Genomic DNA, 12,521 nt, shown 5'->3' on the forward strand with positions numbered 1-12,521 from the left:
AACCATCATAAATCAAATTCGTGGCAGAAATAAAAAATAAAAAAAGAGGTAAATTGATTGTGTTTTCGGCACCTTCAGGTTCAGGTAAGACAACGATTGTGAGACATTTGTTAAAACAAGAAGAGTTGAACCTAGAATTTTCAATTTCAGCAACCTCAAGAGAAAAACGCGGACAAGAAGTCAATGGGAAAGATTATTACTTTCTTGACATTACTGACTTCAAAAACAGGATTCGCAACGATGAGTTTTTAGAATGGGAAGAAGTCTACAGAGATAATTTCTATGGCACTTTAAAAACTGAAATTGAACGCATTTGGGCGAAAGGTAAAAATGTGATATTTGATATTGATGTTTCGGGAGGCCTGCGTATCAAACGTAAATTTCCTGAGGAAACCTTAGCTATTTTTGTGAAGCCACCCGATTTAAATGAACTTATAAAACGGCTAAAAAGACGAGGTGAGGAAAGTGAAGACAAAATTAGTATGCGTGTCGCAAAAGCACCAGCTGAACTGGCTACAGCACCTTTATTTGATGTCATTGTTGTGAATAAGGACTTAGAAGATGCTTTGGAAAAATCGTATCAACTCGTCTCTGATTTTATTAAGAAATAGGTTATGAATATTGGTCTGTACTTTGGAACCTTCAACCCCATTCATGTTGGACATTTGACCATAGCCAATCACATGGCTGAATACAGTGACTTAGAAAAAATTTGGTTCGTCGTCACACCGCAAAGCCCATTTAAAAAGAAAAGCTCTTTACTTGACAATCGGCAGCGCTATGAAATGGTCTATCGCGCAACAGCAGATTACCCTAAATTAGAACCTAGCGATATTGAATTTAATTTACAACAGCCCAATTATACCATACACACCTTGACATATCTTCAGGAGAAATATCCTGAGCATCAGTTTTCATTGATCATGGGCGAGGATAATTTAAAGAGTTTTCACAAATGGAAAAACTATGAATTAATTCTAGAGAATCATGATATTTATGTGTATCCTAGAATTTCTGAAGGTCACATTGAAACCCAATTCAATAATCACAAAAAGGTGCATTTTATCAATGCACCTATTATGGAATTATCTTCTACGTTCATCCGAAACGCCATTAAACATGGTAAAAATGTGAGACCTATGCTTCCAGAGCACGTCTGGTCTTATTTGGATGAAATGAATTTTTATAAATAGTTCTTAATAAGGGGTTCCGCCACCATTATTGTCATCATCTTCATCATCTTGATCTTCACACTCTGATAATAAGGCATCCACGTACATGGCCCATCCTCGTCCTGAGAATTGTTCACCTTCTGCCCAAGCAGTTTCTCCTCCTGTAGGTCCTTCAACTTCAGCGTGAGCTGCAAAACAGTAGTTGTCATCTAATTCTGCTAGACTAATAATATAAACGACTTCATAAGGTGTTGCAGAATCAGGCTCTGTATATTCAAATTGTCCTATTTGAGGATTTCCTGATCCAGTTAATGGAGCCCATTCTTCATCGCAGTTACCGATACTCAAATGAGTTGTTCCAATCGTCCAATCGCCATTGCTCGAATAGGTAATCACTAGATTATCACCATCGATATCAACGGTTACGGTTCCGGCAACATGGTGTTGTCCTGCCATCAGGTTTGTTTCAACACAATGCTCATCGTCATCTTCTGATGTTGTGACGACAGTTTCTGTGACAGCCGAAGCGTCAAATTTTGGTTGCTTTCTGTTAGATTCCAAAAGATCATCGTTTAATGACTCGTTAGTACAAGAAAAACACAAGCATAAAAACATGAGACTTATTGGTAGGTAGATTTTTTTCATAATATGATAATAGAATTTGGGGTTACAATTCTAAAATTAGACAATCAACGTTTTAATACTAAATTTATTAGATGAAATGCATTAAATTTTTAGAAATTGAAGTATTTTCTTACAAATAAAAACATCTTATAGATATCAAAAATGGTAATAGGCGTCTTCAATATGTTCTATAGACGTCCCTTTTTTATTGATAACAATGGCAATGATATCAAAACGGACTTCTAAATCTAGTTCATTCGATTCTATAAAATGATTGACTGCTTTTACAATCCTTTGCATTTGTTTAGGTTTTAAGAATTGCTGAGGGTCGCCAAAATAGGCACTTGTTCTTGTTTTCACCTCAACAACAATTAATAGGTCCTCTTTTTGTGCTATAATATCAACCTCTGCTTTTTGGTAATGATAATTGCGACAGATTATTTTATAACCATTCTTCAATAAATGAGTAATAGCTATGTTCTCGCCCTGTTTCCCTAAGTCATTGTGAGTTGCCATTTAATTGTTGTAGTTCTTATCAATGTATGCAATGGCTTCATCCTGACTCAAAACGGCAAACTTTTTATAGCGATAATGAACGTCTACAATCTCGTCTATAGCTTCAGAGACCAATTCGGTATTATTCCAAGTATTGAGATGTGCAATCACTGTTTTTAAGCAGCCATTTTTGTAAGATATTTGTCCTAGCACGTGAACTAAGGTATCACGAACTCTCTTGGTCTCATCAAACTCTAGGAGTTGTAACAACGGTAAAATATCTTGAGGATGTGTTCGTCCACGAAGTTCAATGCCGTGGCAAATTTCTCTTCTTACTTCTTTATCCGGATGTTTAAGATAGGGTTTTGCCCATGATAAGACAGGTTCAGGATTTGCCTCACTCATTTTCTTTATAGATCCGATAACCGCATTTCGAACGCGATGGTGTTTATCAAATAATCCCTCCTCCATATAAGTTTGTATTTTATCAAAATGAAACTTCCCTATTTCACCTGCCGAATTAATAACAGTTTGCCTCACCAATTCATTTTCAGAAGTCATGAGGTGGTTCAAAACAATGAAGATTGTCTTCTGTAGTTTTGGGTTTTCATAAAACAACTTGCCAATCGCTAAATAGGCCGTTTTTCTTATATAGGTATCTTCATCAGAAAAATACCCTTGAATGCTTTCATACGTTTCTTGGTCCAAATCGAAAAGAATGTTCCTACGTATTTGCTGTGCCAATTCCTGACGCTCCGATTTTGACAAGTCATAGAAAGCCATAATGTCTAATCAAAGTTAAGCAGTGCTTGGTCCTTCTCTACTTTTAGTGATACCGTTCGTCCTAAGATCAAAGCTCTATTGTCTGATTCGTGCCCAGCTGGCATATTAAAAGCTATCGGAAAGTCATATTCCGATAAAGCATCTAAAATTAATTGTTCAACTGAAGTTCCCCAAAGCGTCGTATTCTTTCTAAGTTTTGACATATCGCCAACCACAACACCAGCACAATGATCAAAGTAACCAGCGCGTTTCAAACTCTGTAACATACGGTCGATATGGTATTTGTACTCCCCAATTTCTTCGATAAACAAAATTTTTCCTGTTGTATCTATACTCGTTTTTGAACCTAACATGGTGTGCAACATTGTCAAGTTTCCACCAACCAAAGGACCATGAGCTTCTCCAGTTCTATTATAGGTTGAGCCTTTGAGTTCATAATTGACGGGTGCACCAAAAATAGTCGCTTTGAACGTGTCTAAGGTCTCCTTAATATCGTTTAAGTCCTGCGTTAAACTAACACACATCAAAGCGTGAATGGATTGATAACCTACATTGTGAACTTGACTGTGTAACGCCGTGATATCACTATATCCAATAATCCATTTAGGATGTTTTTTAAATGTCGTATAATCTAATTTATCTAAAATTCTAACCGTACCATAACCTCCTCTCGCACACCAGATGGCACTCACACTCGGATCGTCTAATGCTTTTTGAAAATCTTCGCAACGTTCATTGTCTGTTCCAGCAAAATGATTGGCCTGGTTAAATACATGTTGCCCAACAGTGGTATGTAATCCCCAACTTTCTAATAATTTTACTGCTTGGTTCACTTCATCATTGCGGTTTTTCAGAATCCCGGAAGGTGCTACAATTGCGACCGTATCACCTGCTTTTAAATATGGTGGTTGTATCATTTCTTGTTGTGCAAATGTTTCATGAGCAATCATGCAAATGAGAAACAATGTTATTTTCTTTAAAATCATTTTAGTGCTTTCAGCGGCTTTTTGTCTAAGCTAACAAAAAAATATGAAAGGTGGCTTTACAAACAAAAAAAGGATTGTCCTTTCATCAAGACAACCCTATCATTTTGTAAAAAACTAGGTGTTATTTGAACTAGTTTTTAAAGGCTTTAGATTTTGCTTTTGTTTCAGAAGAAAAAAGTTTGTCACCATTCACTACCTGACTGTCATAAGAACTTAAAGAGCCTTTGTAGTATCCAGAGAATGAAGCGCCTCCATCAACAGTTCCTTCAAATACAAATTCGTAAGTAGTTCCATTGTCTAAAACTGTAAAAGTTCCTGAGGTGATGTCGATTGCCGAATAATTATCTACAGTCGTATTAATAAAAACTTCAGCATATACATAAGTCCCAACATCAATATTATCACCAAAAGTATAGGTTCCTTCGGCTAAATTTTCTGAGTTATCCGTGAATAGTTCAAAATACACACCAGAAAAGGTCTCATTGACAGGCTGAAACTCTCCATCAACATTATTGATTTCTGAATTTAAAAGAACAATATCAAAATTGTAAATCCCCTCTGAATAAGCTCCATAATCTTCAATAACACCAGCTCTTAATTGATATTCGGTATCTCCAAAGATCAATTTATTACTAGACGAATTCTGATTATCATCGTCATTTCCACAGGAAAAAGACAGCATACTTACAGTTATCAGTAAAACAAACAATTTTAGGCTTTTCATATTTTGAGTTTTTAAGATTGAAGGTCTAAATATATATCTTTTGAACATGCCACAAAACATTTACTTCATTTAATAGTGCATCGATTCGTCAATTCATTATAATTCACACGTCAAAATGTTTACTTTTGTAGCTTTAAAAAACATACCATGTCACAACGATATACCATTACGGCAGCATTACCTTATACTAACGGACCTATACACATTGGGCACCTAGCCGGTGTTTATGTCCCAGCCGATATTTACGCTCGTTATAAGCGTTTAACTGGGAATGATGTCGCCTTTATGTGTGGTAGTGATGAGCACGGAGTTCCCATTACTATTAAGGCCAAAAAGGAAGGTGTATCACCTCAAGATATCGTGGATAAATACCACGCAATCATCAAAAAATCGTTTGAAGACTTCGGAATTACATTTGATAATTATTCGCGTACTTCAGCTCAAATACATCACGATACCGCTTCAGAATTTTTCAAAACCCTCTATGATAAGCACGAATTTGTAGAGGAAATCACTGAGCAACTCTATGACGAGGAGGCGAATCAATTTTTGGCAGATCGTTTTGTAACAGGGACTTGCCCGAAATGTGGCCATGAAGAAGCCTATGGTGATCAATGTGAGAACTGCGGAACTAGCCTCAATGCCACCGACCTCATCAATCCGAAATCTGCTATAACCGGTAATGTGCCAACACTGAAAGAAACCAAACACTGGTTTCTACCACTTAATAAACATGAATCATTCCTTAGGGAATGGATTATAAAAGGACATAAAAAAGACTGGAAATCCAATGTGCTCGGACAAGTAAAATCGTGGATTGATGATGGTTTACGACCACGTGCCGTGACGCGAGATCTGGATTGGGGAATTCCTGTTCCAGTACCTGGTGGCGAAGGAAAAGTACTTTACGTATGGTTTGATGCGCCTATCGGTTATATTTCAGCTACCAAAGAATGGGCCGCTCGTGAAGGTAAGGATTGGGAACCGTATTGGAAAGACGACAACACGAAATTAGTACACTTTATTGGCAAAGACAATATCGTATTTCATTGCATTATTTTTCCGTCGATGCTAAAGGCTGAAGGCTCCTATATATTACCAGATAATGTGCCAGCAAATGAGTTCTTAAACTTGGAAGGCAATAAATTGTCCACCTCAAAAAATTGGGCTGTATGGCTTCCTGATTATTTAAAGGACTTTCCTAACCAACAAGATGTATTGCGCTATGCGTTGACAGCAAATGCGCCAGAGACTAAAGATAATGACTTTACGTGGAAAGACTTCCAAGCTAGAAATAATAATGAATTGGTAGCGATCTTCGGAAATTTTATCAACCGTGTGGTCGTGCTTACTCATAAATATTACGACGGTATTATTCCTGAAGCCTCTAATTTTTCGGAAGTTGATGAGGAAACTTTAGCCGCTGTAAAAGCCTATCCCGATGTTATTGCCAGTTCGATTGAACGTTACCGTTTTAGAGAAGCGAGCCAAGAGTTAATGAATTTGGCACGATTGGGTAATAAATATTTGGCGGATGAAGAACCTTGGAAACTTATAAAAACGGATGAAACCAGAACCAAAACCATTATGTTTGTTGCGCTTCAAATCGCTAGCGCTTTGGCGACTTTGAGTGAACCGTTTTTGCCATTTACTTCTGAAAAACTCAATCGTATTTTGAGTACTTCGTCCAATTCGTGGGATGAAATTTCAACCAAAACCACGCTGCTTCCTTCAGGTCATCAAATTGGAAAAGGTGAATTGCTATTTTCTAAAATTGAAGATGCCACCATTCAAGAACAATTAGACAAACTCGAGGCTAACAAAAAAGCAAATGAGGCAGCCAACAAACAAATAGAACCACAAAAAGAACTTATCACTTTTGAGGATTTTACCAAACTCGATTTGAGAGTAGGAACCATCATAGCTGCTGAAAAAATGCCAAAAACCAAAAAGCTACTCGTGTTAAAAGTAGATACTGGTATTGATACAAGAACTATTGTCTCTGGTATCGCTGAAAGTTTTACGCCAGAGGAAGTGGTTGGCAAGCAGGTCACTGTTTTAGTGAATTTAGCACCGAGAAAATTAAGAGGTGTCGACAGTGAAGGTATGATTTTAATGAGCGAAACACCTGAAGGTCAACTCGTATTTGTTAATCCGGATACGACCGTAAATAGTGGTTTAAAGATTAGCTAGGTTTAAAAAGCTCTTAATAATTATTTTTCTAAATGAAGTAAAAATTAATTCATTTGCATCATTTGACTTTAAGTTTCATGCTTACTTTGGTAATAACAAAAAAAGATAATCATGAAACAATTTATAGCAATTTGCATCACCATTTGTTTTCTTTCCTGCGGAACGTCAAAAACCGTTAGAGATTCTAAGAAAATAATAAAAGGAAATTGGACACTTACTAACATTTCCTATAGCGAAACAGGTACTTATAATGTGACGCTTTTAAATGATTCAACCAAAGAATGTTTTGAAGGTAGTGATTGGCAATTTATACCAAACAATAATACAGGTATCTATACCATTACTAAAAACAACTGTACAACGGGAGCACGCTACTTTAATTTCACCATTCAAGAGGTAGATGAAGTGACAGGCTATTATGACTTCCTTTTAAAACCTACTGATGAAAAAGGAAATTCTGATACGAATGTTGGTTTTCGTCTGAACTTATCATCACTGTCCGAATCTAATATGCAATGGCAACAAACACTCAATGTTGAAGGAGCGCCATTTACAATAACTATGAACTTTACAAAAACACAATAATTATGAAAACAATTTTAAATAAAATAGCCGTTATAAGTTTAACGCTTCTACTCACATTTAGTCTTACTAATTGTAACGCGGTAAAAAATGCGAACAACAAACAAAAAGGTGCTGTAATTGGTGCCACAAGCGGAGCCATTTTAGGTGCAATTATAGGTAACAATGTCGGTAAAGGTGGTAACGGAGAATTAGGTGCTGTAATTGGAGGTGTTGTAGGTGGTACTGCCGGTGTGATTATAGGTAATAAAATGGATAAACAAGCTCAAAAAATTGAGGAAGAAATACCAGGAGCTCAAGTAGAACGGGTGGATGATGGTATTGTTGTAACGTTTGATGAAAATAGCGGTGTTTACTTTGAAACCGACAAATCCAATATTAATAGTGCATCGCAGACAACATTAAATAAACTAGCTGGTATTTTTGTGGAGTATCCAGATACCAATATCTTAGTTGTTGGACATACAGATAATACAGGATCTGAAGATTATAATATGACCTTATCAAAAGATAGAGCTTATGCTGTGACCAATTATTTAACGAACAAAGGATTGTCAAGCGGCAGATTTACAACGAATTGGTTTGGAGAATCGCAACCTAAATATGATAATTCTACTGTAGAAGGACGCGCTAAAAACAGAAGGGTAAATGTCGCTATTTTGCCAAGTGAACAAATGATAGAGCAGGCGAAACAGCAGGCAGGTGAAAACTAAAAAGATTTAAGTTATTTAAAGCAAGCTCCTAAGGAGCTTGCTTTTTTTTTATTACTATTTTTGGTTTTCTATGTTAAAAATAGCCTATCATCCAATTTATAAGCATCCCTTGCCAGAAGGTCATAGGTTTCCCATGCTTAAATACGAGTTATTACCAGAGCAATTGCGCTATGAAGGTACTTGCAAAGAAGCTAACTTTTTTGAACCCGAAGTACTAGAAGATACGCATATTCTTCAGGTGCATTCAGCGAGCTATTTAAACGATCTTAAACAACTGACACTTGATAAAAGTGCGGCTCGTAAAATTGGTTTCCCATTAAGCGAAACATTGGTTAAGCGTGAAGTCGTGATTGCTGATGGCACCATAAAGGCGAGTAAATTTGCATTGGAACATGGCATCGCCATGAATATTGCTGGCGGTACACATCATGCCTACACAAGTCACGGTGAAGCGTTTTGTCTACTAAACGATCAAGCCATTGGCGCACGTTACCTTCAGAGAAGTGGCTTAGCAAAGAAAATTCTTATCGTAGATCTGGATGTGCATCAAGGCAATGGTACTGCTGAAATTTTCAGAAATGATGATTCGGTATTTACATTTTCAATGCATGGTAAAAGCAATTACCCCTTTAAAAAGGAAACCAGTAATTTAGACATTGCTTTGGAAAACGACACGACAGATGATACATATCTTAACTTACTCTATGACACACTTCCGAAGCTTTTTTTAGAGCTGCAACCCGACTTTGTCTATTACTTAAGTGGAGTTGATGTGATTGCTTCAGATAAACTGGGGAAACTGGGCATGACAGTAAATGGTTGTAAAGCACGTGATCAATTTGTGCTTGAGACCTGTAAAAAAAATCATGTTCCAGTGATGTGCAGCATGGGAGGCGGCTATTCACCAGACATCAAAATCATCATAGAAGCGCATGCCAATACGTATCGATTGGCACAAGCACTTTATTTTTAAAAATCGAGGTTTAATCGTCTAAATTCCGCGTATTAGCCACTTCCCTATGAAGTTTCCAAACACCATCCGTTTTATCTTTTTTAAGAACAGCCAAAAACGTCGCTGTTAATTCTACTGATTTGCCCTCTTCATCGGTATAATAAGTGGAACTCATTCCGAAATCATAAGCGATGCTGTCACTCACAATAATGGTCTCTACGGGTCTCATGACTAAGCTGTCATAATGGAATTGACCAGATGGATTTTTACGTAATTCTTTGAAAGGTTCCCAAGCACCACAACTAGGTGTTAAGGATTTCACATCTGGCGTGCCGTATTTTTGTAAGTCACTAAATCTATTTTCTCTGACGGCTAACTGAAAAGCAGTTCTCGTTTCTTCAATAGCAGCCAATTCTGATGCTATATCAATGCTTTGTTGTTCTGGCTGTTGAATTTCTTGTTGATCCGATTTTTCTTTACAGGAGACAAGCGCTAAAACTAATAAAAGAAGTCCTAAATTTTTCATTGCGATATGGTTTAAGATGATTAATAAACAATGTCATTGAGGTTAAGCTGAATTTCGACTAGCGTTAATATTTCCGAAGAGCGAACGTGTCACAATCTTTTCATAAATGGCTATTTGTTCTTGGTCTCTTTCCTCGGTTTTTTCCAATTCTTGAATTTTCTTTAAGGCATATTGTTGAATGGTCAATAACGGTAAGACGATAGATTCCCGCACATCAATGGATGCCTTACCTGCAGGTTCCTCCTCCATGAGTTCTTTAGAGCCTGTGAGTTTCAAAAGCAGGCGCTTAGACGTTTCAAATTCTTCATAAATAATTTTCCAAAAACCGCCAAACTCCTCATCATCCGCCATGTATTTAGTGAGATCAAAAAAGGATTTTGATAATGACATCATACTATTTTCAACTAAGGTCTTGAAAAAATTTGAACTATGATATAAATCTTTAACCTTCTCAAAATCACCCTGATCTTCATAATATTTCAAGGCCGTTCCAACACCAAAAAACCCAGGAACATTTTGTTTTAATTGACTCCAACTACCCACAAAAGGAATAGCTCTTAGATCTTCAAATACTAATTTATCGGACTTCCCGCGTTTTGATGGTCGACTCCCAATATTCGTTTTTGCATAATATTTTAAAGTACTCATACGCTCCAAATAAGGCACAAACATCGGGTGGTTTTTAAAATCTGAATAAGCCTTAAAACTCAAATTAGCCAAATCGTCCATGACTGAGATATTTTCCTTTTTCATGGCCAAATTAGTATCATTAAGTCGGTTCAAAATGCCAGAACTTATCAATTGTTCCAAGTTGTATTGAGAGGAATCTAAAGTCCCGAAATTTGAACTAATCGTTTGTCCTTGAATGGTCAATTGCACTTCTTTATCTTCAATAGTAGGTCCTAGCGACGCATAGAATTGGTGGGTTTTACCACCTCCTCTTGCTGGAGGTCCTCCACGACCATCAAAGAAAATAACCGTGACATCATATTTTCTAGAGACTTCTGTTAGACGTTCTTTCGCCTTAAAGATGCCCCAATTTGCCATAAGATATCCACCGTCTTTGGTTCCGTCACTAAAGCCTAGCATAATTGTTTGTTTGTTACCTCTCTTCTTAAGATGTTTTGCGTATGCTGGATTGGTATATAACTCCTCCATCACAGCTGGAGCATTTTCTAAATCCGTGATCGTTTCAAATAAGGGACCAATATCTATGGTAAGCTCATCATTGAATGCCACTAATTTTAACATGGCAAAAAGCTGCATCACGTGAAGTGTGGATTGGTTATTACTTATGATGTAGCGATTGGCTGCCTTTTCACCATTATTTTGTTGAATGGTTTTAATCGCTTTCATCGCATTAAGCGTTTTTAAAACATCCTCATCCTCAAACATGGATACATCGACATCACCTTTAATATTAGAAAGAATTTTGACTTGTTCCGATTCAGATAACTCATAATAATTCTTTGGAAAAATGGTACTGCCTGCAGCCATAAGTCCATCTACCATTTTATTGAATACCGCAGCATGTGCACGACTATCTTGGCGAATATCCAAGGCTCCAAAGTGAAATCCGAATAAATGTGTTTTGTTGATAAGGCTACTTATCTCATCCAAATAAAGAGATTGGTGTTCCTTGATAACGACCAATTTAATAGCCTCTAATTCATTGACAAAATCTGTCAATGTCATATCGGATTTTTCAGGTGTAATAAAAGCATTGTAGAGTTTTGCTTCCAAAACATTTAAGCGTTCCTCCACGCCTCTAAACGTGAGTTTTCTTTTCAAACGCCTCACGTCTCTATAATAGTTCTTAATAATTGTCTCACGGAGACGTTGTGCTACTTTCAATGTGATTTCAGGGGTCACAAATGGATTTCCATCACGGTCACCACCTGGCCAAAAGCCTATATTTATGATGTCGTTTTCTATGTGTCTATCTTCAAAAATATTCTGTTGAATATAATCATAGATACTTCCGAAGGAATAGTAAAATACGTTTTCTAGATACCAAATTAAACTGACGGCTTCGTCATAAGGTGTTGGCTTTTCGTGCTTAAAAAAGGGGGTTTTACCCAATTGCGCCAACAAGTCATTGATGGTCAACAAGTCATTTTTTTTAATCGCTTTCGTTAAATCGGTAATAATGCCTAAAACCGCTCCAGGATAAAACTGCGTTGGGTGTGCTGTGAGTACAATTCGAACTTTAAACTCTTCCAAATAATGCTTTAACTCCTCCAACTTGTTCTCTGATCTTGCAGATTCTTTAAGGCTTCTCAAAGTACCAATACCATCCATATTATTCACGATAGGAAATGCGGCATCCTCAATCGCATCAAATAAAACAACTTGACGCTCAATATACTGAATGAATCGAAATAATAAATTTATTTGGCTGTCCTTGGATCGTCTGGCTTGATATTTTTTAAAAAATGTCTCGACAATGGTGGTTGGGTTGTCACCTGCTTTAAAACCTTTTTCGCAAGTCTCATGAAATAAAGGTAATAATACACCTGTTTTAGTGATGGTATCGAATGGCAAGGTCATGAAAATACTATTGTAAATTTGGTATTTAGACATCACATTTTGCCTGAATCGTGTTAATTTTGGCTGTGTAGACATTAAGTATCGTTTTCCATAAAGATAAGCAAGGACATTGGCTTAGATAAATAATTTGATGTTTTTATGAAATTCTTAAAATATTGACCTTAAATTGAAAAAAAATTAATGAATTTAACTTGGATTAATATTATTTTTGTAGTATATTT

Annotated in this window: 12 protein-coding genes and 1 pseudogene; 6 read left to right on the forward strand and 7 right to left on the reverse strand. The window is 36.6% G+C overall.

The genetic code is table 11. The features are described from left to right. The first annotated feature begins 20 nt into the window (after positions 1 to 20). Positions 21 to 611: a guanylate kinase gene (gene gmk, locus ACU8DI_RS03040; RefSeq protein ID WP_447111260.1), complete on the forward strand. Its 591-nt coding sequence runs from the start codon at positions 21 to 23 to the stop codon at positions 609 to 611. A gap of 3 nt (positions 612 to 614) precedes the next feature. After that, positions 615 to 1,193 carry a nicotinate (nicotinamide) nucleotide adenylyltransferase gene (gene nadD / locus ACU8DI_RS03045; protein WP_447111261.1) on the forward strand — a complete coding sequence of 193 codons (579 nt, stop codon included), beginning with the start codon at positions 615 to 617 and terminating at the stop codon, positions 1,191 to 1,193. Positions 1,194 to 1,196: 3 nt separating this feature from the next. Here the strand turns inward: nadD and ACU8DI_RS03050 are convergent, their stop codons facing one another. From ACU8DI_RS03050 to ACU8DI_RS03070, 5 genes are all read right to left on the reverse strand, one after another. Continuing rightward, positions 1,197 to 1,817, reverse strand: coding sequence for a hypothetical protein (locus tag ACU8DI_RS03050; protein WP_447111262.1), 621 nt, complete (start codon positions 1,815 to 1,817; stop codon positions 1,197 to 1,199). A gap of 135 nt (positions 1,818 to 1,952) precedes the next feature. Beyond that, complete coding sequence (locus ACU8DI_RS03055) at positions 1,953 to 2,312, reverse strand: YraN family protein (protein ID WP_447111263.1); 360 nt, start codon at positions 2,310 to 2,312, stop codon at positions 1,953 to 1,955. Then, positions 2,313 to 3,074, reverse strand: a complete 762-nt coding sequence (locus ACU8DI_RS03060; RefSeq protein ID WP_447111264.1) for a HEAT repeat domain-containing protein — start codon at positions 3,072 to 3,074, stop codon at positions 2,313 to 2,315. Between the two features lie 5 nt (positions 3,075 to 3,079). After that, positions 3,080 to 4,060 (reverse strand): S66 peptidase family protein, encoded by a 981-nt coding sequence (locus ACU8DI_RS03065; RefSeq protein WP_447111265.1) that lies wholly within the window; start codon positions 4,058 to 4,060, stop codon positions 3,080 to 3,082. Between the two features lie 130 nt (positions 4,061 to 4,190). After that, entirely contained in the window at positions 4,191 to 4,784 is a 594-nt protein-coding gene (locus ACU8DI_RS03070; protein WP_447111266.1) for a hypothetical protein, read from the reverse strand. Between the two features lie 120 nt (positions 4,785 to 4,904). Between ACU8DI_RS03070 and metG the strand changes: the two are divergent. The 4 genes and pseudogenes from metG to ACU8DI_RS03090 form a co-directional block, all read left to right on the forward strand. Then, positions 4,905 to 6,977, forward strand: a pseudogene (gene metG / locus ACU8DI_RS03075) (methionine--tRNA ligase); the annotation flags it as partial. Positions 6,978 to 7,088: 111 nt separating this feature from the next. Further along, positions 7,089 to 7,562: a lipocalin family protein gene (locus ACU8DI_RS03080; protein ID WP_447111268.1), complete on the forward strand. Its 474-nt coding sequence runs from the start codon at positions 7,089 to 7,091 to the stop codon at positions 7,560 to 7,562. Positions 7,563 to 7,564: 2 nt separating this feature from the next. Next, positions 7,565 to 8,272, forward strand: a complete 708-nt coding sequence (locus ACU8DI_RS03085; protein ID WP_447111269.1) for an OmpA family protein — start codon at positions 7,565 to 7,567, stop codon at positions 8,270 to 8,272. 70 nt (positions 8,273 to 8,342) lie between these two features. After that, on the forward strand, positions 8,343 to 9,245 hold the full coding sequence (locus tag ACU8DI_RS03090; RefSeq protein ID WP_447111270.1) for a histone deacetylase family protein: 903 nt from the start codon (positions 8,343 to 8,345) through the stop codon (positions 9,243 to 9,245). A 10-nt stretch (positions 9,246 to 9,255) separates the two neighbouring features. Here the strand turns inward: ACU8DI_RS03090 and ACU8DI_RS03095 are convergent, their stop codons facing one another. Further along, entirely contained in the window at positions 9,256 to 9,750 is a 495-nt protein-coding gene (locus tag ACU8DI_RS03095) for a hypothetical protein (RefSeq protein ID WP_447111271.1), read from the reverse strand. A 42-nt stretch (positions 9,751 to 9,792) separates the two neighbouring features. Next, positions 9,793 to 12,375: a phosphoenolpyruvate carboxylase gene (locus ACU8DI_RS03100; protein ID WP_447111272.1), complete on the reverse strand. Its 2,583-nt coding sequence runs from the start codon at positions 12,373 to 12,375 to the stop codon at positions 9,793 to 9,795. Positions 12,376 to 12,521 lie beyond the last annotated feature (146 nt).

The sequence above is a fragment of the Psychroserpens sp. BH13MA-6 genome (assembly GCF_052983595.1).

What these genes read in the sequence shown, in the direction of transcription:
- nadD (WP_447111261.1), top strand. Translation starts at nt 615, where the DNA reads ATGAATATTGGTCTGTACTTTGGAACCTTCAACCCCATTCATGTTGGA.
- ACU8DI_RS03050 (WP_447111262.1), bottom strand. Translation starts at nt 1,817, where the DNA reads ATGAAAAAAATCTACCTACCAATAAGTCTCATGTTTTTATGCTTGTGT.
- ACU8DI_RS03055 (WP_447111263.1), bottom strand. Translation starts at nt 2,312, where the DNA reads ATGGCAACTCACAATGACTTAGGGAAACAGGGCGAGAACATAGCTATT.
- ACU8DI_RS03060 (WP_447111264.1), bottom strand. Translation starts at nt 3,074, where the DNA reads ATGGCTTTCTATGACTTGTCAAAATCGGAGCGTCAGGAATTGGCACAG.
- ACU8DI_RS03065 (WP_447111265.1), bottom strand. Translation starts at nt 4,060, where the DNA reads ATGATTTTAAAGAAAATAACATTGTTTCTCATTTGCATGATTGCTCAT.
- ACU8DI_RS03070 (WP_447111266.1), bottom strand. Translation starts at nt 4,784, where the DNA reads ATGAAAAGCCTAAAATTGTTTGTTTTACTGATAACTGTAAGTATGCTG.
- ACU8DI_RS03080 (WP_447111268.1), top strand. Translation starts at nt 7,089, where the DNA reads ATGAAACAATTTATAGCAATTTGCATCACCATTTGTTTTCTTTCCTGC.
- ACU8DI_RS03085 (WP_447111269.1), top strand. Translation starts at nt 7,565, where the DNA reads ATGAAAACAATTTTAAATAAAATAGCCGTTATAAGTTTAACGCTTCTA.
- ACU8DI_RS03090 (WP_447111270.1), top strand. Translation starts at nt 8,343, where the DNA reads ATGTTAAAAATAGCCTATCATCCAATTTATAAGCATCCCTTGCCAGAA.
- ACU8DI_RS03095 (WP_447111271.1), bottom strand. Translation starts at nt 9,750, where the DNA reads ATGAAAAATTTAGGACTTCTTTTATTAGTTTTAGCGCTTGTCTCCTGT.
- ACU8DI_RS03100 (WP_447111272.1), bottom strand. Translation starts at nt 12,375, where the DNA reads ATGTCTACACAGCCAAAATTAACACGATTCAGGCAAAATGTGATGTCT.